The 23,036-nt window shown below is 59.7% G+C and carries 22 protein-coding genes and 4 tRNA genes; 19 read left to right on the top strand and 7 right to left on the bottom strand.

All coding sequences use genetic code 11. The features are described from left to right. Positions 1-122: 122 nt before the first annotated feature. From TK42_RS16165 to TK42_RS16155, 3 genes are all read right to left on the bottom strand, one after another. A complete protein-coding gene (locus TK42_RS16165) occupies positions 123-1,022 on the bottom strand; it encodes an acyltransferase (RefSeq protein WP_103734662.1) in 900 nt (299 codons plus the stop codon). Further along, positions 1,023-3,122 carry a phosphate acetyltransferase gene (gene pta, locus TK42_RS16160; RefSeq protein WP_032877983.1) on the bottom strand — a complete coding sequence of 700 codons (2,100 nt, stop codon included), beginning with the start codon at positions 3,120-3,122 and terminating at the stop codon, positions 1,023-1,025. It lies immediately after the preceding gene. Between the two features lie 79 nt (positions 3,123-3,201). Further along, a complete protein-coding gene (locus TK42_RS16155) occupies positions 3,202-3,492 on the bottom strand; it encodes a DUF3565 domain-containing protein (protein ID WP_103734661.1) in 291 nt (96 codons plus the stop codon). On the opposite strand from TK42_RS16155, the gene TK42_RS16150 reads away from it, so the two are divergent. Beyond that, entirely contained in the window at positions 3,491-3,976 is a 486-nt protein-coding gene (locus TK42_RS16150; RefSeq protein ID WP_003171645.1) for a peptidylprolyl isomerase, read from the top strand. The genes TK42_RS16155 and TK42_RS16150 overlap by 2 nt on opposite strands. A gap of 263 nt (positions 3,977-4,239) precedes the next feature. Here TK42_RS16150 and rpsT read toward each other — a convergent pair whose 3' ends face one another. Next, positions 4,240-4,518, bottom strand: a complete 279-nt coding sequence (rpsT, locus tag TK42_RS16145; RefSeq protein WP_003188401.1) for a 30S ribosomal protein S20 — start codon at positions 4,516-4,518, stop codon at positions 4,240-4,242. Positions 4,519-4,771: 253 nt separating this feature from the next. Here rpsT and murJ point away from each other — a divergent pair, with 253 nt between their 5' ends. The 6 genes from murJ (at position 4,772) to ispH (ending at position 12,289) form a co-directional block, all read left to right on the top strand. Beyond that, positions 4,772-6,310 carry a murein biosynthesis integral membrane protein MurJ gene (murJ, locus tag TK42_RS16140; protein WP_103734660.1) on the top strand — a complete coding sequence of 513 codons (1,539 nt, stop codon included), beginning with the start codon at positions 4,772-4,774 and terminating at the stop codon, positions 6,308-6,310. A gap of 119 nt (positions 6,311-6,429) precedes the next feature. Beyond that, positions 6,430-7,368, top strand: a complete 939-nt coding sequence (gene ribF / locus TK42_RS16135) for a bifunctional riboflavin kinase/FAD synthetase (protein WP_003188404.1) — start codon at positions 6,430-6,432, stop codon at positions 7,366-7,368. 14 nt (positions 7,369-7,382) lie between these two features. Next, a complete protein-coding gene (gene ileS / locus TK42_RS16130; protein WP_103734659.1) occupies positions 7,383-10,214 on the top strand; it encodes an isoleucine--tRNA ligase in 2,832 nt (943 codons plus the stop codon). Then, positions 10,207-10,719: a signal peptidase II gene (gene lspA, locus TK42_RS16125; RefSeq protein ID WP_032877979.1), complete on the top strand. Its 513-nt coding sequence runs from the start codon at positions 10,207-10,209 to the stop codon at positions 10,717-10,719. Before ileS ends, lspA begins: the two co-directional genes overlap by 8 nt. After that, the gene (gene fkpB / locus TK42_RS16120; RefSeq protein WP_103734658.1) at positions 10,712-11,164 is read left to right on the top strand and encodes an FKBP-type peptidyl-prolyl cis-trans isomerase; all 453 of its coding nucleotides are present in this window, start codon (positions 10,712-10,714) and stop codon (positions 11,162-11,164) included. The genes lspA and fkpB overlap by 8 nt, the downstream gene beginning before the upstream one ends. Positions 11,165-11,341: 177 nt before the next feature. Further along, positions 11,342-12,289: a 4-hydroxy-3-methylbut-2-enyl diphosphate reductase gene (gene ispH, locus TK42_RS16115; RefSeq protein ID WP_005784653.1), complete on the top strand. Its 948-nt coding sequence runs from the start codon at positions 11,342-11,344 to the stop codon at positions 12,287-12,289. Here ispH and TK42_RS16110 read toward each other — a convergent pair. Continuing rightward, positions 12,243-12,824, bottom strand: a complete 582-nt coding sequence (locus TK42_RS16110; RefSeq protein ID WP_032877973.1) for a GspH/FimT family pseudopilin — start codon at positions 12,822-12,824, stop codon at positions 12,243-12,245. The two genes, ispH and TK42_RS16110, sit on opposite strands and share 47 nt — an antisense overlap. A gap of 206 nt (positions 12,825-13,030) precedes the next feature. Here TK42_RS16110 and pilV point away from each other — a divergent pair, with 206 nt between their 5' ends. The 5 genes from pilV to thiO all read left to right on the top strand — a co-directional run bounded on the left by pilV (position 13,031) and on the right by thiO (position 16,341). Continuing rightward, on the top strand, positions 13,031-13,516 hold the full coding sequence (gene pilV / locus TK42_RS16105) for a type IV pilus modification protein PilV (protein ID WP_032877971.1): 486 nt from the start codon (positions 13,031-13,033) through the stop codon (positions 13,514-13,516). After that, a complete protein-coding gene (locus TK42_RS16100) occupies positions 13,513-14,220 on the top strand; it encodes a prepilin-type N-terminal cleavage/methylation domain-containing protein (protein WP_103734657.1) in 708 nt (235 codons plus the stop codon). The genes pilV and TK42_RS16100 overlap by 4 nt, the downstream gene beginning before the upstream one ends. Before the next feature lie 5 nt (positions 14,221-14,225). Next, the gene (locus TK42_RS16095; RefSeq protein ID WP_103734656.1) at positions 14,226-14,756 is read left to right on the top strand and encodes a PilX N-terminal domain-containing pilus assembly protein; all 531 of its coding nucleotides are present in this window, start codon (positions 14,226-14,228) and stop codon (positions 14,754-14,756) included. A gap of 11 nt (positions 14,757-14,767) precedes the next feature. Continuing rightward, a complete protein-coding gene (locus TK42_RS16090; RefSeq protein WP_032877965.1) occupies positions 14,768-15,169 on the top strand; it encodes a type IV pilin protein in 402 nt (133 codons plus the stop codon). 62 nt (positions 15,170-15,231) lie between these two features. Next, on the top strand, positions 15,232-16,341 hold the full coding sequence (thiO, locus tag TK42_RS16085) for a glycine oxidase ThiO (RefSeq protein ID WP_005784658.1): 1,110 nt from the start codon (positions 15,232-15,234) through the stop codon (positions 16,339-16,341). Here the strand turns inward: thiO and TK42_RS16080 are convergent. Further along, complete coding sequence (locus tag TK42_RS16080; protein ID WP_005784659.1) at positions 16,328-16,561, bottom strand: PP0621 family protein; 234 nt, start codon at positions 16,559-16,561, stop codon at positions 16,328-16,330. The genes thiO and TK42_RS16080 overlap by 14 nt on opposite strands. Positions 16,562-16,688: 127 nt before the next feature. Next, entirely contained in the window at positions 16,689-17,714 is a 1,026-nt protein-coding gene (locus TK42_RS16075; RefSeq protein WP_005784660.1) for an outer membrane protein assembly factor BamD, read from the bottom strand. Positions 17,715-17,863: 149 nt separating this feature from the next. Here TK42_RS16075 and rluD point away from each other — a divergent pair, with 149 nt between their 5' ends. The 7 genes from rluD (at position 17,864) to TK42_RS16040 (ending at position 22,957) form a co-directional block, all read left to right on the top strand. Beyond that, positions 17,864-18,826, top strand: coding sequence for a 23S rRNA pseudouridine(1911/1915/1917) synthase RluD (gene rluD / locus TK42_RS16070; protein ID WP_005784662.1), 963 nt, complete (start codon positions 17,864-17,866; stop codon positions 18,824-18,826). After that, positions 18,823-19,548, top strand: coding sequence for a peptidoglycan editing factor PgeF (pgeF, locus tag TK42_RS16065; RefSeq protein WP_103734655.1), 726 nt, complete (start codon positions 18,823-18,825; stop codon positions 19,546-19,548). Before rluD ends, pgeF begins: the two co-directional genes overlap by 4 nt. Before the next feature lie 135 nt (positions 19,549-19,683). After that, complete coding sequence (gene clpB / locus TK42_RS16060) at positions 19,684-22,248, top strand: ATP-dependent chaperone ClpB (protein ID WP_005784667.1); 2,565 nt, start codon at positions 19,684-19,686, stop codon at positions 22,246-22,248. Between the two features lie 295 nt (positions 22,249-22,543). Further along, positions 22,544-22,619: transfer RNA gene (locus TK42_RS16055), tRNA-Asn, on the top strand. Positions 22,620-22,628: 9 nt separating this feature from the next. Beyond that, a tRNA-Pro gene (locus tag TK42_RS16050) sits at positions 22,629-22,705 on the top strand. Positions 22,706-22,710: 5 nt separating this feature from the next. Beyond that, positions 22,711-22,786 (top strand) — tRNA-Lys (locus TK42_RS16045). A 94-nt stretch (positions 22,787-22,880) separates the two neighbouring features. Continuing rightward, positions 22,881-22,957, top strand: a tRNA-Pro gene (locus tag TK42_RS16040). The last annotated feature ends 79 nt before the right edge of the window (positions 22,958-23,036 follow it).

Genomic DNA, 23,036 nt, shown 5'->3' with positions numbered 1-23,036 from the left:
GACTCGGTCAATGTGGGAGCTGGCTTGCCTGCGATGGCGGACTGTCAGTTTATTTATCCTTAGCTGATCCACCGCTATCGCAGGCAAGCCAGCTCCCACATTGAATTGCATCCACATGTTGATCAGCGGCTGGCTGGAAAGTCTTTGTGCAACTGCTCCAGCAACGCATCCTTGTCTTCCCACAACCGGTTGATCCAGCCCTGGAACGCTAACCGGTACTCCCCATCCTGCTCATAATTCTTGCCAATGAATTCAGCCGGGATCTGCACCTCTTCAAAATGCACCACCACCTCCTTCACATTGCCGCACAGCAAATCCCAATAGCCTGGGCGCCCGGCAGGGTAATGGATGGTCACATTCACCAATGATTTGAGCTGCTCGCCCATGGCATCCAGCACAAACGCAATGCCGCCCGCCTTGGGTTTAAGCAGGTAGCGAAACGGTGACTGTTGCTGCGCATGCTTGCCCGGCGTAAACCGTGTGCCCTCGGCAAAGTTGAAAATGCCCACCGGATTGTCGCGAAACTTCGCACAGGTCTTGCGGGTGGTTTCCAGGTCCTTGCCTTTCTTTTCCGGGTGCTTCTCAAGATAAGCCTTGGTGTAGCGCTTCATGAACGGAAAGCCCAGTGCCCACCACGCCAAACCAATCACCGGCACCCAGATCAGCTCTTGCTTGAGAAAAAACTTCAGCGGGCGAATGCGCCGATTGAGCACGTATTGCAGCACCATGATATCGACCCAGCTCTGATGGTTGCTGGTCACCAGATACGAATGCTGATAGTCCAGGCCTTCAAGGCCGCTCAGTTGCCAGCGTGTGCGGCGCACCAGGTTCATCCAGCCTTTGTTGTTGGTCACCCAGGCTTCGTGGGTGTGGTTCATCAGCCATTCGCTGAAGCGCTTGGCGAAGGGCAGTGCCTTGAACAGCGCGACAATAAACAGGAACGAGCACAGCAGGATCGTGTTCAGCGCCAGCAACAGCGAAGCGATCACCCCGCGTACGGCGGCAGGTAGAAAATCCAGCATTTAGATATCCATAGGTCGGTTGGCGGCTTGGATCGCAGTCAGCGCGATGGTGTACACGATGTCGTCTACCTGGGCGCCGCGCGGCAGGTCGTTGACCGGTTTGCGCAGGCCCTGGAGCATCGGCCCCAGGCTCACGCAATCGGCGCTGCGTTGCACGGCTTTGTAAGTGGTGTTGCCGGTGTTCAGGTCGGGGAACACGAACACCGTGGCCTTGCCCGCCACCTGGCTGTTGGGCGCCAATTGCCGGGCCACGCTTTCATTGGCGGCGGCGTCGTATTGCAGCGGTCCGTCGATCAGCAGCGAGCCTTGCTGTTCGTGGGCGAGCAGGGTGGCTTCGCGGACTTTCTCGACTTCTTCGCCGCTGGCCGAATCACCGCTGGAGTAGCTGATCATTGCCACCCGTGGCGTGATGCCGAACGCGGCGGCCGAGTCGGCGCTTTGCAGGGCGATTTCCGCCAGTTCCGCGGCGCTCGGGTGCGGGTTCATCACGCAGTCGCCGTATACCAGCACCTGCTCGGGGAACAGCATGAAGAACACCGACGACACCAGGGTGCAGCCCGGCGCGGTCTTGATCAGTTGCAGGGCCGGGCGAATGGTATTGGCGGTGGAGTGAACAACCCCGGAGACCAGGCCGTCCACTTCGTCCAGGGCGAGCATCATGGTGGCGATCACCACTGTGTCTTCCAGCTGTTGCTCGGCCATGGGGGCGTTGAGGCTCTTGGTCTTGCGCAAGGCAACCATCGGCTCGACATAGCGCTGGCGAATCAGGTCCGGGTCAAGAATCTCCAGGCCCTCGGGTAGCTCGATACCCTGGGCACGGGCGACCGCTTCGACATCCGCCGGTTTGGCCAACAGCACGCAGCGGGCAATGCCTCGGGCCTGGCAGATGGCGGCGGCCTGTACCGTCAGCGGCTCGCTGCCTTCGGGCAACACGATGCGCTTGTTGGCGGCCTGGGCCCGTTGGATCAACTGGTAGCGGAACACCGCCGGCGACAGGCGCATCTCCCTGGGCGTGCCACACCGTTGGTGCAGCCAGCGTGCATCGAGGTGGCTGGCGACGAAGTCGGTGATGATCTCCGCGCGCTCACGGTCATCGATGGGGATTTCCTTGTTGAGGCTATTGAGCTGGTTGGCGGTGTCGTAGGAGCCGGTGCTCACCGACAGCACTGGCAACCCGGCCTGGAAGGCGCCGCGGCACAGATCCATGATGCGCGGGTCGGGCAGGGTGTCGCTGGTCAGCAGCAGGCCGGCCAGCGGCACGCCGTTGATCGCGGCCAGGCTGACGGCGAGGATGATGTCGTCGCGATCGCCGGGGGTAACCACCAGGACGCCGGGCTTGAGCAGCTCTACGGTGTTGCGCATGGTACGGGCGCAAATGATGATCTTGGTCATGCGCCGGGTTTCATAGTCACCGGCGTTGAGGACCTGCGCACCCATCAGGTCGGCCACATCGCGGGTGCGCGGGGCATTGAGTTCGGGCTGGTAGGGGATGCAGCCAAGCAGGCGGAAATCGCCGCTGCGCAACAACGGCGAGTGCTCTTTAAGGCGCGCCGAGAATGCCTCCATGCTTTCGTCGGTGCGCACTTTGTTGAGGATCACGCCCAATACTTTCGGGTCTTTGGGGCCGCCGAACAGTTGGGCCTGCAATTCCACCCGGCCAGAAAGCTCGGTGAGCACTTCGTTCTCCGGCGCCGAGACCAGGATCACTTCCGCATCCAGGCTCTTGGCCAGGTGCAGGTTGACCCGCGCGGCGTAGCTGGCGCTGCGGGTCGGCACCATGCCTTCGACGATCAGCACGTCTTTGCCTACGGCGGCCTGCTGATACAGGGTGATGATTTCTTCAAGCAGCTCATCGAGTTGGCCGTCGCCGAGCATTCGCTCCACATGGGCCAGGCCCAGGGGTTGTGGTGGCTTCAGGCCGTGGGTACGTGCCACCAGCTCAGTGGAGCGCTCCGGACCGGTATCGCCCGGGTGTGGCTGGGCAATCGGTTTGAAGAAGCCGACTTTAAGGCCGGCCCGTTCCAGGGTGCGCACCAGCCCAAGGCTGATGGAGGTCAGACCCACACCAAAATCGGTGGGCGCGATAAAAAAAGTCTGCATGCGAATTCTCTGGAGGTGCATGGCTTGGGTGGCGCCCTATGCATGGGCGCCTACCGCGAATCAGGCGTCAAGGTTATCGTTATTCGCGCACTTGCGCACACCAGCCGCACGCAAAGGGTTGGCCTATTTTTTCAAGGCGTTGCGCGGGGTCGACGACCCAGGCGCGCGACTGCCACGGCGGCTGGTGGCGCAGGTGCTGGGTGTGGCCGCAGGACAGCTCGGCAACCCAGTGCAGGTCGTCATCCTGGTGGAATCCGGTGATCGTCGAGACCGTTGGTCGGCCCCGTCTGTCCGGGTTCTGTTCGCTTTCGGGCAAATCCTTGTTTAGACTTGTCCGTTCTTCATTCTTATGCAAAAGGTCTCGCCCCATGACGATCGCCGCTAACAAGGCTGTCTCCATCGACTATACCCTGACCAACGACGCTGGTGAGGTCATCGACAGCTCAGCCGGCGGCGCGCCGCTGGTCTACCTGCAAGGCGCAGGTAACATCATCCCAGGCCTGGAAAAGGCCCTGGAAGGCAAGGCAGTCGGTGACGAACTGACCGTAGCCGTAGAACCTGAAGATGCCTACGGCGAATACTCCGCCGAGCTGGTCAGCACTTTGAGCCGCAGCATGTTCGAAGGCGTTGACGAGCTGGAAGTGGGCATGCAGTTCCACGCTTCCGCGCCGGACGGCCAAATGCAGATCGTCACCATCCGTGACCTGGACGGCGATGATGTGACGGTCGACGGCAACCACCCTCTGGCTGGCCAGCGCCTGAACTTCCAAGTGAAAATCGTTGCCATCCGCGATGCTTCCCAGGAAGAAGTGGCTCATGGCCACGTCCACGGTGAAGGCGGTCACCACCATTGATTGTGGTTTGATCAATCGGTAGCAAAAACGCCCCGACTGGTTCGGGGCGTTTTTTTTTGCGTTTTAATGTGGGAGGGGGCTTGCTCCCGATAGCGGTGTATCAGTACCAGATATTCTGACTGACACACCGCCATCGGGAGCAAGCCCCCTCCCACAAGGGAAGTTGTGATGAATCTTTGGGCAAACAAAAATGCCCCGGACCTTTCGGTACGGGGCATTTCTTAACTGTTACGCAGCCTGGGCTGCGTGGCAGTTGTTACCACTTAGGCTGCAGCAGGAACGCTCAGAGCCTTGATGTGGCCATTCAGGCGGCTCTTATGGCGAGCGGCCTTGTTCTTGTGGATGATGCCTTTATCGGCCATACGGTCGATAACTGGCACGGCCAGAACGTAAGCAGCTTGAGCTTTTTCAGCGTCTTTGGTGTCGATGGCTTTAACTACATTCTTGATGTAGGTACGAACCATGGAACGCAGGCTGGCGTTGTGGCTGCGACGCTTCTCAGCCTGTTTTGCACGTTTTTTGGCGGAAGGTGTGTTGGCCACCGTCGAGCTCCTCGAAAGACTTTTTAGGAAATAGCAAACAAAATAGGCCGCGAATCATGCCGATGACTTGATGGGTTGTCAAGGGCGGCTGATGCGAACTGCTGAGTGGTCGATCTGAAGAGGCGGGTGATTTATTTCCGGCGCTTGACCTGTAAACTCGCGAGCTTTGGCTCTGTGCTGTTGCAGGCGCGCAGTATCGCATAAGTGGGCGCTTTGTTCGCCTGCTCTTTATCTATAGGCGCAAACTCTTTCAATGAATCTGCTCAAATCGTTGGCTGCGGTCAGCTCTATCACGATGATCTCCCGGGTTTTGGGGTTTGTGCGTGACACTCTGCTGGCGCGCATCTTTGGCGCCAGTATGGCCACGGATGCCTTCTTTATTGCCTTCAAACTCCCCAACCTGCTGCGACGGATCTTTGCCGAAGGCGCGTTCTCCCAGGCGTTCGTGCCGATTCTGGCCGAATACAAGACCCAGCATGGCGAGGAGGCGACTCGTACGTTCATCGCCTACGTCTCGGGTTTGCTGACGCTGGTACTGATGCTGGTAACCATCGTCGGGATGCTCGCCGCGCCCTGGGTGATCTGGGCCACGGCGCCCGGTTTTGCCAATACGCCGGAAAAGTTTGCGCTCACCACTGATCTGCTGCGGGTGACCTTTCCTTATATATTGCTGATTTCCCTGTCTTCGCTCGCCGGGGCGATCCTCAATACCTGGAATCGTTTCTCGGTACCGGCCTTTGTGCCGACCTTGCTGAACGTCAGCATGATTATTTTTGCGCTGTTCCTTACGCCGTATTTCGATCCGCCCGTCATGGCCCTGGGCTGGGCGGTCCTGGCCGGCGGCCTGGCGCAGTTGCTGTACCAACTGCCGCACCTGAAAAAAATCGGCATGCTCGTACTGCCACGCCTGAACCTCAAGGACACCGGCGTCTGGCGCGTGATGCGCAATATGCTGCCGGCGATACTCGGGGTATCGGTCAGTCAGATTTCCCTGATCATCAACACCGCGTTTGCCTCGTTGCTGGTATCCGGCTCGGTATCGTGGATGTACTACGCCGACCGCTTGATGGAGTTGCCATCCGGTGTGCTTGGCGTGGCATTGGGCACGATCCTGCTGCCGACCCTGGCACGCACCTACGCCAGCAAGGATCGTCAGGAGTATTCGCGCATTCTCGATTGGGGCCTGCGTCTGTGCTTCCTGCTGGTGTTGCCATGCGCCTTGGCCCTGGGAATCCTGGCCGAGCCGCTGACGGTCTCGCTGTTTCAATACGGGCAATTCGATGCGCATGACGCCTTGATGACCCAGCACGCGCTGGTTGCCTACTCCGTCGGCCTGCTCGGCATTATTGTGATCAAGGTGCTGGCGCCGGGCTTCTACGCGCAGCAAAACATCCGTACGCCGGTGAAAATCGCGATTTTCACGCTGATTGTCACGCAACTGCTCAACCTGGTATTTATCGGTCCTTTGGCCCATGCCGGGCTGGCGCTGGCGATCAGTGCCGGAGCTTGTATCAATGCAGGCCTGCTGTTTTATCAACTGCGCAAACAGCAGATGTATCAACCACAGCCGGGTTGGGGGATGTTTACCCTCAAGTTGCTCGTGGCGGTGGCTGCGATGTCCGCCGTGCTGGTGGGCTTGATGCACGTGATGCCGGCCTGGGGCGATGGGGATATGCTTGAGCGCTTTATGCGCCTGGGTGTATTGGTGGTCGCGGGCGTAGCGGTGTACTTCGGGATGTTGCTGTTGCAGGGCTTCCGCGTGCGGGATTTCAATCGCAAGTCGCTGGGATAGAGACTTCGCCGCGATAAAACGATTGTTTTATCGATTCGACCCATTTGGCCTGCGCTGTTGCCTGTCGTCCGGGGCCGGGTGTGGTTATAATCGACCACTTTATGAGCAAGAAGCGCGTTATGCAGCTGGTTCGAGGTCTCCACAACCTGCGCCCCGAGCATCGGGGCTGCGTCGCCACTATTGGCAACTTTGACGGTGTTCACCGTGGCCACCAGGCTATCCTGGCAAGGCTGCGCGAGCGTGCGGTCGAGTTGGGTGTGCCCAGCTGCGTGGTGATTTTCGAGCCACAACCGCGGGAGTTCTTTACCCCGGAAACAGCGCCGGCCCGTTTGGCGCGCTTGCGCGACAAGCTGCAACTGCTGGCGGAGGAGGGCGTGGACCGCGTCCTCTGCCTGGCTTTCAACCAGCGTTTGCGCAGCCTCAGCGCCGCCGAGTTCGTCGACCGCATCCTGGTCGATGGCCTGGGTGTACAACACCTGGAGGTCGGTGACGACTTCCATTTCGGTTGCGATCGGGTCGGGGATTTCGATTTCCTGCAACATGCCGGCGTCAACCAGGGCTTTACCGTTGAAGCCGCCCAAACCGTCGAACTGGACGGCCTGCGTGTGAGCAGCACCCAGGTGCGTAACGCCTTGGCTGCCGCCGACTTCGACCTGGCCGAGCGTTTGCTCGGTCGCCCCTTCCGCATTGCCGGGCGGGTACTGCACGGCCAGAAGCTGGCGCGCCAATTGGGCACGCCAACTGCCAACGTGCAACTCAAGCGCCGCCGTGTGCCGCTGACCGGGGTTTACCTGGTCAGCGTCGACATCGACGGCCAATCGTGGCCGGGAGTCGCCAATATAGGCGTCAGGCCCACGGTTGCAGGTGATGGCAAGGCCCACCTGGAAGTTCACCTTTTGGATTTTGCCGGTGATTTATACGACCGGCGTTTGACGGTGGTTTTCCACCAGAAGCTGCGTGAAGAGCAGCGTTTCGCCTCCCTGGAGGCGTTGAAAACGGCGATCAATGCGGATGTCGCCGCCGCCCGTGCACTAGCCGCACCTAGCGCCCATCGCTAACCGAAGAGCCTTAAATGACCGACTATAAAGCCACGCTAAACCTTCCGGACACCGCCTTCCCAATGAAGGCCGGCCTGCCACAGCGCGAACCGCAGATCCTGCAGCGCTGGAACAGTATTGGCCTGTACGGAAAGTTGCGCGAAATTGGCAAGGATCGTCCGAAATTCGTCCTGCACGACGGCCCTCCTTATGCCAACGGCACGATTCATATCGGTCATGCGCTGAACAAGATTCTCAAGGACATGATCCTGCGCTCCAAAACCCTGTCGGGCTTTGACGCGCCGTACGTTCCGGGCTGGGACTGCCATGGCCTGCCGATCGAGCACAAAGTCGAAGTGACCTACGGCAAGAACCTGGGCGCGGACAAGACCCGCGAACTCTGCCGTGCCTACGCCACCGAGCAGATCGAAGGGCAGAAGTCCGAATTCATCCGCTTGGGCGTGCTCGCCGAGTGGGACAATCCCTACAAGACCATGAACTTCAAGAACGAGGCCGGTGAAATCCGTGCCTTGGCTGAAATCGTCAAGGGCGGCTTCGTGTTCAAGGGCCTCAAGCCCGTGAACTGGTGTTTTGACTGCGGTTCGGCCCTGGCCGAAGCGGAAGTCGAATACGAAGACAAAAAGTCGTCGACCATCGACGTGGCCTTCCCGATTGCCGATGACGCCAAGCTGGCCGAGGCGTTCGGCCTGGCAAGCCTGGCCAAACCGGCTGCCATCGTGATCTGGACCACGACCCCGTGGACCATTCCGGCCAACCAGGCGCTGAACGTGCATCCGGAATTCACCTACGCCTTGGTGGATGTCGGTGATCGCCTGTTGGTGCTGGCCGAGGAAATGGTCGAGTCGTGCCTTGCCCGCTACGAGTTGCAAGGCTCGGTGATCGCCACCGCCACCGGCTCTGCGCTGGAACTGATCAACTTCCGTCACCCGTTCTATGACCGTCTGTCGCCGGTGTACCTGGCTGACTACGTCGAGCTGGGTTCGGGTACCGGCATTGTCCACTGCTCGCCTGCCTATGGCGTGGACGACTTCGTGATCTGCAAGAAGTACGGCATGGTCAACGACGACATCATCAACCCGGTGCAGAGCAACGGCGTATACGTGCCTTCGCTCGAGTTCTTCGGTGGCCAGTTCATCTTCAAGGCTGACCAGCCGATCATCGAAAAGCTGCGTGAAGTCGGTGCGTTGATGCAAACCGCCGCCATCCAGCACAGCTACATGCATTGCTGGCGTCACAAGACCCCGCTGATCTACCGCGCTACGGCGCAGTGGTTTATCGGCATGGACAAAGAGCCGACCAGCGGCGACACCTTGCGTGTACGCTCGCTCAAGGCCATCGAAGACACCAAGTTCGTCCCGGCCTGGGGTCAGGCGCGCCTGCACTCGATGATCGCCAACCGTCCGGACTGGTGCATCTCCCGCCAGCGCAACTGGGGCGTGCCGATCCCGTTCTTCCTGAACAAGGAAAGCGGTGAGCTGCATCCGCGCACCGTCGAGCTGATGGAAGTCGTGGCCCAGCGTGTCGAGCAGCAAGGCATCGAAGCCTGGTTCAAGCTGGACGCTGCCGAGCTGCTGGGCGACGAAGCGCCGCTGTACGACAAGATCAGCGACACCCTCGACGTGTGGTTCGATTCGGGCACCACTCACTGGCATGTGCTGCGTGGTTCGCACCCGATGGGCCACGAGACCGGCCCGCGTGCCGACCTGTACCTGGAAGGTTCGGACCAACACCGTGGCTGGTTCCACTCGTCGTTGCTCACCGGTTGCGCCATCGACAACCATGCGCCGTACCGCGAGCTGCTGACCCACGGCTTCACCGTCGACGAGACGGGCCGCAAGATGTCCAAATCGCTGAAGAACGTGATCGAGCCGAAAAAGATCAACGACACCTTGGGCGCCGACATCATGCGCCTGTGGGTGGCTTCCACCGATTACTCGGGTGAAATCGCCGTCTCGGACCAGATCCTGGCCCGCAGCGCCGACGCCTACCGTCGTATCCGCAATACCGCGCGATTCATGCTGTCGAACCTGACCGGCTTCAACCCGGCCAGCGACCTGCTGCCGGCCGAAGACATGCTCGCCCTCGACCGTTGGGCTGTGGACCGTACCTTGTTGCTGCAGCGCGAGTTGCAGGAACACTACGGCGAATACCGCTTCTGGAACGTCTACTCCAAGATCCACAACTTCTGCGTGCAGGAGCTGGGTGGTTTCTACCTCGACATCATCAAGGACCGCCAGTACACCACTGGCGCCAACAGCAAGGCGCGCCGTTCGGCGCAGACCGCGCTGTACCACATCAGCGAAGCGCTGGTGCGCTGGATCGCACCGATCCTGGCATTCACCGCTGACGAACTGTGGGAGTACCTGCCGGGCGAGCGTAACGAGTCCGTCATGCTCAACACCTGGTACGAAGGCCTGACCGAACTGCCGGCTGACTTCGAACTGGGCCGCGAGTACTGGGAAGGCGTGATGGCCGTCAAGGTTGCGGTGAACAAGGAACTGGAAGTCCAGCGTGCGGCCAAGGCCGTGGGTGGCAACCTGCAAGCCGAAGTCACCCTGTTTGCCGAAGACGGCCTGACCGCCGACCTGGCCAAGCTGAGCAACGAGCTGCGCTTCGTGCTGATCACCTCTACTGCGAGCCTGGCGCCGTTTACCCAGGCTCCGGCAGATGCGGTGGCTACCGAAGTGCCTGGCCTTAAACTCAAAGTGGTCAAGTCGGCCTTCCCCAAGTGCGCTCGTTGCTGGCACTGCCGTGAAGACGTCGGCGTGAACCCTGAGCACCCGGAAATCTGCGGTCGTTGTGTCGACAACATCAGCGGTGAAGGCGAGGTTCGCCACTATGCCTAATGCAGACAGTCGTTTCGGACGTCTGGGCTGGCTCGTACTGAGCCTGCTGGTCCTGGTCATTGACCAGGTCAGCAAGGCTCACTTCGAGGGCTCCCTGGAAATGTTCCAGCAAATCGTGGTGATCCCGGATTACTTCAGCTGGACCCTGGCCTACAACACTGGCGCCGCCTTCAGCTTCCTCGCTGACGGCGGTGGCTGGCAGCGCTGGCTGTTTGCTGTGATCGCCGTGGTAGTAAGTGCCGTGCTGGTGGTGTGGCTCAAGCGCCTGGGCCGCGACGACACCTGGCTGGCCATCGCGCTGGCCCTGGTGTTGGGTGGCGCGCTGGGCAACCTGTATGACCGCATCGCCCTGGGCCATGTGATCGACTTTATCCTGGTGCATTGGCAGAACCGCCACTACTTCCCGGCGTTCAACTTTGCCGACAGTGCTATCACCGTCGGCGCAATCATGCTGGCGCTGGATATGTTCAAGAGCAAGAAAACCGGAGAAACCGTCAATGACTGATCAGGTATTGGCTGAGCAACGCATCGGCCAGAACACGGAAGTCACTTTGCATTTCGCACTGCGCCTGGAGAATGGCGACACGGTCGACAGCACGTTCGACAAGGCCCCCGCGACCTTCAAGGTCGGCGACGGCAACCTGCTGCCGGGTTTCGAAGCGGCACTGTTCGGTTTCAAGGCCGGTGACAAGCGCACCCTGCAAATCCTGCCGGAAAACGCCTTTGGCCAGCCCAACCCGCAAAACGTGCAGATCATCCCCCGTTCGCAGTTCCAGAACATGGACCTGTCGGAAGGCTTGCTGGTGATCTTCAATGATGCGGCGAACACTGAATTGCCTGGCGTGGTGAAAGCATTTGATGACGCGCAAGTGACCATCGACTTCAATCACCCGTTGGCCGGCAAGACGTTGACCTTTGACGTCGAGATTATCGACGTCAAAGTGCTGTAACCGACCGTACGCGGTCTAAAATGTGGGAGGGGGCTTGCTCCCGATAGCGGTGTATCAGCTAAATGTGCAGACTGATATACCTATATCGGGAGCAAGCCCCCTCCCACCTTTGATCTCCATTGTCGGTTGAGTCAGTGTCAAATTGACTCAATGTGGCTGCAATACACGAGGCACAGCATGCAAATCAAACTCGCCAACCCCCGTGGCTTCTGCGCCGGCGTGGACCGGGCGATCGAAATCGTCAATCGCGCCCTGGAAGTCTTCGGGCCGCCGATTTATGTGCGCCATGAAGTCGTCCATAACAAATTTGTGGTCGAAGACTTGCGCGCGCGCGGGGCGATCTTTGTCGAAGAACTCGATCAGGTGCCCGACGACGTGATCGTCATCTTCAGTGCCCACGGTGTTTCCCAGGCTGTACGTACCGAAGCGGCGGGCCGTGGCCTCAAGGTGTTCGATGCCACCTGCCCACTGGTGACCAAGGTGCATATCGAAGTGGCGCGCTACAGCCGCGACGGTCGTGAGTGCATCCTGATCGGCCACGCCGGTCACCCGGAGGTAGAAGGCACCATGGGCCAATACGACGCCAGCAACGGCGGTGCTATCTACCTGGTCGAGGACGAGAAAGACGTCGCCAACTTGCAGGTGCACAATCCGGAACGCCTGGCCTTCGTGACCCAGACCACCTTGTCCATGGACGACACCAGCCGCGTAATCGATGCCCTGCGCACGCGGTTCCCGGCCATTGGCGGCCCGCGCAAGGATGACATCTGCTACGCCACGCAAAACCGCCAGGATGCGGTCAAGCAACTGGCAAATGAGTGTGACGTAGTGCTGGTGGTCGGCAGCCCTAACAGCTCCAACTCCAACCGCCTGCGTGAGCTGGCCGAGCGCATGGCTACGCCGGCGTACCTGATCGACGGTGCCGAAGACATGCAGCGCAGTTGGTTCGATGGTGTCGAGCGTATCGGCATCACGGCAGGCGCCTCCGCACCGGAAGTGCTGGTACGCGGCGTGATCCAGCAGTTGCAGGCCTGGGGCGCTACTGGCGCCGATGAGCTGGCAGGTCGTGAAGAGAACATCACGTTCTCGATGCCGAAGGAACTGCGGGTCCGCTCGCTGCTCTGACGCCAACAATGCCGGCATCGGCTCGGCATAATGCCTGCTCGGTCTTGTCACTGCGCAGGCTGATGCGTCCGCTGGGGGCCAGCACGATCTGATACAGGCTCTGTGCCTGGCTCGTGTCGCACACATGCACGGTGCCGGCACGGAAGCCTCCGCCGGCGAAAACCGGTTCTCCCAAGCCGCTGAAACGCACCTGGTTCGTAACCGGGCCATTGCCTGCCACGGGCACGCGACCATCGCCCTGGCGCTCCAGCAGCACCGGGTTGTCGTCGTCCTGATGGCCGCGTCCACTGACATCCAGTATCACCCGCCACCCCAGGCTCCAGTCCCTGTCGTTTGCATGAATGACCACCGCCTGATTGCGCGTGATGGCCTCCATGCGTGCGTAACGCAGTCCGGCGGCAAGTGATTGGGCCACGCTTTGTCGTTGCTGCGATTCAAGCAAACCTTTGAAACCGGGTACGGCCAATTGCGCGAGGAAGCTGGTGACGATCAGCCCCAGCAGCATTTCAATCAGGGTGAACCCTCGTTGTGTCATGTGCGTTCCCTCCGTGGACGCGAGTGAATCTTCGAGTTGCAGACCTAGGTATAGCGCGTGGCCGCGAATGCTGGGTGATGGCCTTTATGTCCAAAGTATTTCCCTTTGTTCCGGCAGCAGCGCTGCTCGAAATCCGCCGCTAGTCTTGGATCGCACAGCAGGGTTTGCCTGCTTTTTTCCGGCCTTCGACATGGATGACGACGGTAATGCCTGCCCGCCCGAATCGATTTTTCCTGCGCTCCGCGCATCGGCACCAATCCGGCATGACGCTGATCGAGGTGCTGATAGCGCTGTTGATCCTGGCTGTCGGCCTGATGGGCGCTGCAATGCTTCAGCTCAACGCGCTCAAGTACACCGACAGCGCCAGGATGATCAGCCAAGCCAGCTTTATCGCCTACGACATGCTCGACCGAATTCGCGCCAATGCTGGTGCGGATTACACGTGGGGGAGGGACGAGTCGGGGCCGCCCAACACTTCGGCCGCCAGTGTGCGCGACCTGGACCTGCACGATTTCGAGGCCAATATCATTGGTTTTGCTGGCAAGGATGCCAAGGGTTCCGTGGCGGTAAGCGGGCATGAGGTCACCATCAGCATCAGTTGGGAGGATCGCCGCTCAGCAGGCACCCCAGAAGCACGGGAAACCTTCACGCTGACCAGCCGAGTCACCAGTGAGCAGGGAGCCTTGCAATGAATCGTCATGTCCGAGGTTTCAGCCTGGTGGAGTTGTTGCTCGCACTCGCCGTCGGGCTGGTGCTGGTGTTGGGGGTGAGTCAGGTGCTCATAAGTTCACGATTGACTCACGACAGCCAGCAGGCCGCCATGGTGCTGCAGGATGATGCGCGGCTTGCCCTGGGCAAGATCACACAGGACATTCGTCAGGCAGGCATGTTGGGATGTTTGGCCGCGACCGTTATCGACAACGCCCCGGCTGCCTTCGATCGACCGATAAGCTGGGACGCGTCTGGAAGTTCAAGGTCGCTGACGTTGGTCACCGCGTACGTCGGTGACGGCGCTGGCAAGCCCGACTGGACGGTGTTGTCCGACTGCAAGGAGGCGGCCCATGCGTATGAGGGGGCAGCGCCTGCCGCCGCCCCTGGCCTGATCCGCTTTGGCGTACGCCAGCTTACCTACACCTATGAATCGGGCCAGTTGAAGGTCAGTACTCCGGCAGCACCGGCAAAGGCGGTACTGATTGATAACGTGCGTGCATTCGACATCAGTTTTGGCTTGGCGGCTGAGCCTGCATCAACGGTTGTGGTGCGTTACGACAGCCATTCGGCTGACAGTTCTTTGGTACGTAGTGTGCGTATCTCCATGACTCTGCAAGACCCAACTGGGCGGGTTAAGGATCAGACCTACAGTGTCGTCGCGGCGCTGCGAAATCGGTTGGGTTAGGGGCGATGTCGATGCTTGGCGGTATTCGGGTACGGCAGAACGGGATGGTGCTGCTGATCAGTCTGGTATTCCTGCTGTTGTTATCGCAGCTGGGGCTGTCGTCGATACAGGGGGCGGTCGCCCAGCAAAAAGTCGCGAGTAGCCTGTGGCAGCGTAATCAATCCTTTCAGTTTGCTGAGAGCGGTTTGCGGCTGGGGGAGTCGGTTGTGCAGAGGGGCGGCCCTGCGATGCCTGTGTGCAACTCGGTTATTACGTGTGTACCGCCCAATGAAGCATTTTCCTTGACTGGCGCAGGGGCAAACCCTGTCTCAGCGGTCACCTGGTTGGCCTTGAGGGGTGGGTTTTATGGCGTTCAATCCCTGGGGGAAGGAGCAGGGCTGGCTCATTTGCCGCCCGATACACGGGCAGCGCTCTTTCGCATCACTGCCGTGGGCCTTACAGGCCAATCGCGCACGGTGCTGGAGTCGGTTTATGCACGGGTGGAGGAGGGCGGCAACGTCAGGTTTCGACGGATTTCATGGCGGCAACTTCAATAAGGAGCAATGGGATGGGCATGGATAGCCAGGGCTTTACCCTGATGGAGTTATTGATCGCCGTGGCGATCGTTGCGTTGTTGGCCGGCATTGCGTATCCCGGGTACATCGGCCAGGTAAAAAAGGTGTATCGCGCGCAAATCGTCGCGTTGCTGAGCGAGCAAGCCCAGCACCTGGAGCGCGCATATACCAGAAACGGCACTTTTATTGATGCGGGCGGCGCCATTGCGGGTAACGATCACTATAGAATCAGTGTGATTTTAAACCCCCAGGATTTCGACTTGCTCGCTACGCCTGCCGTGGACTCAGTCATGGCGGACGACGCGTGTGCAGCTTTCAGCTTGAGCAGCACCGGTATGCGAAGCAACCCGGGAGCGGCGCCTGAAATGTCGCGCAAAGTCTGCTGGGGGCAGTGATGAGAGTGCTTGAAGAGTCGGCGCCGGGCGCGCCTTTCCCTGTTTATCGGCGGGATCAGATGATGGCAAAGCAACAGCAAGTGGTGATTGTCGGCGGCGGAGTAATCGGGCTGTTGACGGCGTACAACCTTGCCAGAGAAGGGCGGGCAGTCATGCTGCTGGAGCGTGCGGGGCTTGGGCAGGAGTCTTCCTGGGCGGGTGGCGGAATTGTCTCACCGTTGTATCCATGGCGTTATAGCCCGGCCGTGACTGCCTTGGCCCATTGGTCCCAGGATTTCTATCCGCAGTTGGCACAGCGCTTGTTTGCCGCAACCGGTGTCGATCCCGAGGTTCATACCACGGGTTTGTACTGGCTTGACCTGGATGATGAGGCTGATGCATTGGCCTGGGCTGCGCGTGAAGGGCGGCCATTGAGCAAGGTGGATGTGTCCCAGGCTCATGATGCCGTGCCGGCGCTGGGAGGCGGCTACTCCCGGGCGATCTACATGGCCGATGTGGCCAATGTGCGCAACCCTCGCCTGGTTAAATCCTTGAAGGCGGCGCTGCTGGCGTTGCCGGATGTGACGATTCACGAGCACTGCGAAGTGTCGGGTTTTGTGCAGAACAACAATCGCGTGGTGGGGGTGAACACTGCTACGGGACCGGTTTTTGCCGATCAGGTGGTGCTCGCCGCCGGGGCCTGGAGCGGGCAGTTGCTGAGCACACTGGGCATGACCCTTCCCGTGGAGCCGGTCAAAGGCCAAATGATCCTGTACAAGTGCGCGTCCGACTTTTTATCCAGCATGGTCTTGGCCAAGGGGCGCTATGCAATCCCCCGCCGCGATGGGCACATTCTGATTGGAAGCACATTGGAACATGAGGGGTTCGACAAGACGCCGACCGAAACTGCGTTGGCGAGCCTCAAGGCGTCTGCGGTTGAACTGATCCCCGCCTTGGCGGACGCCGAGGTGGTCGGGCATTGGGCGGGGTTGCGGCCCGGTTCGCCGGAAGGTATCCCCTATATCGGAGAGGTTCCCGGCTTTCAGGGCTTGTGGCTCAATTGCGGGCATTACCGCAATGGCCTGGTACTCGCACCGGCTTCCTGCCAGTTGTTCGCCGACTTGCTGTTGGGGCGGGCTCCGATCATTGATCCGGCGCCTTATGCCCCGGCAGGTCGCCTCAACGCTGGATAGACTTCGGCCCTTGTTCCAGGTGCGCCTGGGTGCAGTACCACTCCTGGCGCGAACTCAGTGCGCGATCCTGCGGCAGGTGCACGCCGCAGTGGGCGCATCGCACCATCAGCGCTGCGTTCGGCTCGGCAGGTCGTTGCTGGCGGGCTGCAGGGTTTTTGAATTTACGCCAGAACCATACCGCGGCAGCAATGACGGCAATCCAGAACAGTAGACGAAGCATGATGGGCAGTTTCTCGACAAGGAATGCGCCAGTTTAGCCAAGCTGGCCACAGGCGCACAGCGCAATAAATACTCGCTCATAAAAAAGGGAGCTCCTTCAGAGCTCCCTTTTGCGTTGCGTCGAACAATCAGTCGAACACACCGAAGGTCATGTAGCTGAACCACGAACGGTCTTCGTTGTTGCCAAGGGCCTGCGGCTCCTCTTCTTCGATAACGTCGCCGTTCTCGTCGTGAGGCTTGAGGTCCGAAGGGATGGCATCCTTGGCGTCCTGGTACTGCTTGATCACGTCCTGGTTGGCGCGGGTTTCACCCGGCGGCAGTGGCGGACGAGACTCGATCAGGCCCAAAGTGTACTTGCTCAGCCACGAACGGTTGTCGGCTTCGGCAACCTGAGGCACGAACTGGCCATCTTTCAGGCTTGGGTGATCTGGGTAGTTGAGCTTCAGGGTTTCCAGGCTGGTGGTCGCCAGGGTGTCCAGGTGCAGACGCTGGTAAGCCTCGGTCATCACCGCCAGGCCGTCGCCCACGGATGGGGTTTCCTGGAAGTTCTCCACAACATAGCGGCCACGGTTGGCGGCAGCTACGTAGGCCTGACGGGTCAGGTAGTAGTGGGCCACGTGGATTTCGTAGGAGGCCAGCAGGTTGCGCAGGTAGATCATGCGCTGCTTGGCGTCCGGCGCGTAGCGGCTGTTGGGGTAGCGGCTGGTCAGCTGGGCGAACTCGTTGTAGGAGTCGCGTGCAGCGCCCGGGTCACGCTTGGTCATGTCCAGCGGCAGGAAGCGCGCCAGCAGGCCAACGTCCTGGTCGAACGAGGTCAGGCCTTTCATGTAGTAGGCGTAGTCCACGTTCGGGTGCTGTGGGTGCAGGCGGATAAAACGCTCGGCGGCGGACTTGGCAGCTTCCGGCTCGGCGTTCTTGTAGTTGGCGTAGATCAGCTCCAACTGGGCCTGGTCGGCATAGCGGCCGAATGGGTAGCGCGACTCCAATGCCTTCAGCTTCGCTGTGGCGCTGGTGTAGCTATTATTGTCCAGGTCTGTCTGAGCTTGCTGGTACAGCTCGACTTCGCTCAGGTTTTCGTCGACGACGTCCTTTGTTGACGAGCAAGCAGCAGTCATGGCGAGGATGGCGATCAGCAGCAGGTGTTTCACTTGCATGGCGGCTTGCGTCCCTATGACGGCCGCTGTCTTGGGCGGGGCCGTCCTGTTATGATGAGCGCCCCGTTGAAAGCCTCGGGGCAAAAGACGCCGTATTTAACCACAAGCGCGCAGCCGAAACCAAAGGCTGTGCCACGCCTAGTCTGAGCATGTCCGATAAAATTGAACTTCGCGCAGAGGTGCCGTCCGAATTGGGCGGCCAACGCCTCGATCAAGTCGCCGCACAATTATTCGCTGAGCACTCGCGCTCGCGCCTTTCCGCCTGGATCAAAGACGGCCGCCTGACTGTGGATGGAGCGGTTATCCGCCCGCGAGACATAGTTCATGGCGGTGCGATTCTTGAGCTGACTGCCGAGCAGGAAGCCCAGGGAGAATGGGTCGCCCAGGACATCGAGCTGGATATCGTCTATGAAGACGACGACATCCTGGTCATCAACAAACCCGCTGGCCTGGTGGTTCACCCGGCTGCCGGGCACGCTGATGGCACTTTGCTCAATGCCCTGTTGCACCACGTCCCGGACATCATCAATGTCCCGCGCTGCGGCATCGTGCACCGTCTGGACAAGGACACCACCGGTTTGATGGTGGTGGCCAAGACCATTCAGGCGCAGACGCAGCTTGTTACTCAGTTGCAGAGTCGCAGCGTCAGCCGGATCTACGAGTGCATCGTGATCGGTGTGGTGGTGGCCGGGGGCAAGATCAACGCCCCGATTGGTCGCCATGGCCAGCAGCGCCAGCGTATGGCGGTGATGGAAGGTGGCAAGCAAGCCGTCAGCCACTACCGTGTGCTGGAGCGTTTCCGCTCCCACACCCATGTGCGGGTCAAGCTGGAAACCGGGCGCACCCACCAGATTCGCGTGCACATGGCGCATATCAACTTCCCGTTGGTCGGCGATCCTGCCTACGGTGGGCGCTTCCGTATTCCGCCGGCGGCAAGCCAGACAATGGTCGAGTCGCTGAAGTCCTTCCCGCGCCAGGCACTGCACGCACGCTTCCTGGAACTGGATCATCCGACGAGCGGTAAGCGCATGAGTTGGGAATCGCCACTTCCAGACGACCTGGTCTGGTTGTTGTCGCTGCTCAAGCAGGATCGTGAGGCGTTTATCGGATGAGTGACTGGCTGATTCCTGACTGGCCCGCGCCGTCTCAGGTCAAAGCCTGCGTCACGACTCGTGCGGGCGGTGTCAGTCTGGCGCCGTTCGACAGCCTCAACCTGGGCGATCACGTCGAGGACAGCCTTGAGGCCGTCCTTGAAAATCGCCGTCGTCTGAGCAGCGCCTTCGATATCCAGCCTGCCTGGTTGCGCCAAGTCCACGGTACTCACGTGGTTGAGGCCGATCCAGGCCTTACCGTCGAGGCAGATGGCAGTTGGACCAGCACCCCCGGCATCGCCTGCACATCCATGACCGCCGATTGCCTGCCTGCGCTGTTCTGTAATCGTGCGGGTACCCGGGTTGCCGCAGCCCATGCCGGTTGGCGTGGCTTGGCGGCTGGCGTGCTGGAGGCCGCATTCGAAAGCCTGGATACTGCTCCTGAAGACGTCCTGGTCTGGCTCGGCCCAGCCATTGGCCCGCAAGCCTTTGAGGTCGGCCCGGAGGTACGTGAAGCGTTCATGCAGCAACTGCCGGCCACCGCTGAAGCCTTTGTTCCCAGCCACAACCCCGGCAAGTTCATGGCCGACATCTACCAGCTGGCGCGCCTGCGTCTGGCAGCAAACGGTGTCACCGCTGTATATGGTGGTGGTTTTTGCACCGTGACCGATACACGCTTCTTTTCTTATCGCCGCAGCCCGCGTACGGGCCGATTCGCCTCCCTTATCTGGCTTGAACGCTAGACTGTCCTGACCTGTATCAACAGTCCGCCGCTTGAAACCCCCAGAATCCACCCCATCTATAAGGGTATCTGGCAGGTTTCTTCATTCAGGATGTGTTTGTTCATAGCTCCGGCCTGCTCAAAAGGAAGGTGACTAATGCGTATTGATCGTTTAACCAGCAAATTGCAGTTGGCCTTATCGGACTCCCAATCCCTGGCGGTCGGCCTCGACCATCCGGCGATTGAGCCGGCACACTTGATGCAGGCGCTCTTGGAGCAACAAGGTGGTTCTATCAAACCCTTGTTGATGCAGGTGGGCTTTGACATCAACAGCCTGCGCAAGGAGTTGAGTAAAGAGCTCGACCAACTGCCGAAAATTCAAAACCCTACCGGCGACGTGAATATGTCCCAGGACCTGGCGCGCCTGCTCAATCAGGCGGACCGCCTGGCCCAGCAGAAGGGTGACCAGTTCATCTCCAGCGAACTGGTGCTGCTCGCCGCCATGGACGACAACAGCAAGCTCGGCAAATTGTTGCTGGGGCAGGGCGTGAGCAAGAAAGCCCTGGAAAACGCTATCAACAACCTGCGTGGCGGCGAGGCCGTGAACGACCCCAACCATGAGGAGTCGCGCCAGGCCCTGGACAAATACACCGTCGACCTGACCAAGCGTGCAGAAGAAGGCAAGCTCGACCCGGTGATTGGTCGTGACGATGAGATTCGTCGCACCATCCAGGTCCTGCAGCGTCGCACCAAGAACAACCCGGTGCTGATCGGTGAGCCTGGCGTGGGTAAAACCGCGATTGCCGAAGGCCTGGCCCAGCGCATCATTAATGGTGAAGTGCCGGACGGCTTAAAAGGCAAACGCCTGTTGTCCCTGGACATGGGGGCCCTGATCGCCGGTGCCAAGTTCCGTGGTGAGTTCGAAGAACGACTGAAATCCCTGCTTAATGAATTGTCGAAGCAGGAAGGCCAGATCATTCTGTTTATCGACGAACTGCACACCATGGTCGGCGCCGGTAAAGGCGAAGGCTCCATGGATGCTGGCAACATGCTCAAGCCGGCCTTGGCGCGGGGCGAGTTGCATTGCGTCGGTGCGACCACGCTCAACGAATACCGTCAGTACATTGAAAAGGATGCGGCCCTTGAGCGGCGTTTCCAGAAAGTGCTGGTGGAAGAGCCAAGCGAAGAAGACACCATCGCGATCCTGCGGGGCCTGAAAGAACGCTATGAGGTCCACCATAAGGTGGCGATCACGGATGGCGCGATCATTGCGGCGGCCAAGCTGAGCCATCGCTACATCACCGATCGTCAGTTGCCGGACAAGGCCATCGACTTGATCGACGAAGCGGCCAGCCGCATTCGCATGGAGATTGACTCCAAGCCGGAAGTGCTCGACCGCCTGGATCGGCGCCTGATTCAACTGAAAGTCGAATCCCAGGCGTTGAAGAAAGAAGAGGACGAGGCAGCGAAGAAACGCCTGGAAAAACTTCAGGAAGAAATCGTCCGTCTGGAGCGTGAGTATTCGGACCTCGAAGAAATCTGGACCTCGGAAAAAGCCGAAGTACAGGGTTCGGCGCAGATCCAGCAGAAAATCGAGCAGTCCCGTCAGGAACTGGAAGCCGCGCGTCGTAAAGGCGATCTGAGCCGCATGGCTGAGTTGCAATATGGTGTGATTCCGGACCTGGAACGCAGCCTGCAGATGGTCGACCAGCACGGCAAGCCTGAGAACCAGTTGCTGCGCAGCAAGGTGACCGAGGAGGAGATCGCCGAAGTAGTCTCCAAGTGGACCGGCATTCCAGTCTCGAAAATGCTCGAAGGCGAGCGCGACAAACTGCTGAAAATGGAAAGTTTGTTGCACCAGCGCGTCATCGGTCAGGAAGAGGCTGTGGTGGCGGTATCCAATGCGGTACGGCGTTCCCGTGCCGGCTTGTCCGACCCGAACCGTCCAAGCGGCTCGTTCATGTTCCTCGGCCCGACCGGCGTAGGTAAGACTGAGCTGTGCAAGGCCCTGGCCGAGTTCCTCTTTGATACTGAAGAGGCCATGGTACGCATTGATATGTCCGAGTTCATGGAGAAACACTCGGTGGCTCGCCTGATCGGCGCACCACCAGGCTATGTGGGCTACGAGGAGGGCGGTTACCTGACCGAGGCCGTGCGACGCAAGCCTTACTCGGTGATCCTGCTGGATGAGGTCGAGAAGGCGCACCCGGATGTGTTCAACATTTTGCTGCAGGTGCTGGAAGATGGTCGCTTGACGGACAGCCACGGGCGTACGGTGGACTTTCGCAATACGGTGATCGTGATGACCTCCAACCTGGGCTCGGCACAGATCCAGGAACTGGTGGGGGATCGCGAGGCCCAGCGCGCAGCGGTGATGGACGCCTTGACCACCCACTTCCGCCCGGAATTCATCAACCGGGTGGATGAAGTGGTGATCTTCGAGCCTCTGGCACGGGATCAGATTGCGGGTATCACCGAAATCCAGTTGGGCCGCCTGCGCAGTCGCCTGGCTGAGCGTGAGCTCGACCTTGAGCTGAGCGGCGAGGCGTTGGACAAGCTGATCGCAGTGGGTTACGACCCGGTGTATGGCGCACGGCCATTGAAGCGTGCGATCCAGCGCTGGATCGAGAACCCGCTGGCACAATTGATCCTGTCGGGCAGCTTTATGCCGGGCACTCGCGTCACGGCAACGGTGAAAGACGACGAAATCGTCTTCCACTGAGGCCAGCACCCGGTGTAATAACGAGAGGCCTCGCATTGCGAGGCCTTTTTTTTCGATAGGGCGTTGAACTGTAAGGCAAAGGCTTGTAAAGTGCGCCCCGCAGCAACGTCAGCCCACGGGTTTCTTCTCCCCAAGAAGAAATCAGAAAGAAGCGCAAATCATTGTCTTAAAAGCAATTTAAAGGGTTGACAGGGGTTTTTAAGATTGTAGAATAGCGCGCCTCAGAGACGCTAACGTAGCGATACGGACAGGGTCGAAGAGAAGGTTACACAGCAGTAAATTTGAAATATGTAGTTCCGTGATAGCTCAGTCGGTAGAGCAAATGACTGTTAATCATTGGGTCCCAGGTTCGAGTCCTGGTCACGGAGCCAATTTCAAATCGGGGTATAGCGCAGTCCGGTAGCGCGCCTGCTTTGGGAGCAGGATGTCGGGAGTTCGAATCCCCCTACCCCGACCATATTTGGGTCGTTAGCTCAGTTGGTAGAGCAGTTGGCTTTTAACCAATTGGTCGTAGGTTCGAATCCCACACGACCCACCATTTTTGAGACCAGTTCAGGCTGGAATCGAATCTTAAGATCAGAGGCCAAAAGCGCTGATCGAAGAAGGCGACTGAAAGGTCGCCTTTTTTTTACCGGGGTATAGCGCAGTCCGGTAGCGCGCCTGCTTTGGGAGCAGGATGTCAGGAGTTCGAATCCCCTTACCCCGACCATATTAAAAATCCTCGTATCGAAAGATACGGGGATTTTTTTTGCGCGCGCGAATCCTGAATTCTCCTCAAAACAAATGTG

The sequence above is a fragment of the Pseudomonas sp. GZJR-8 genome (assembly GCF_002916705.1).
Taxonomy (GTDB): domain Bacteria; phylum Pseudomonadota; class Gammaproteobacteria; order Pseudomonadales; family Pseudomonadaceae; genus Aquipseudomonas; species Aquipseudomonas synxantha_A.
Note: the sequence above shows the minus strand (reverse complement) of the source record. Positions and strands in the feature narration are given on the sequence as shown.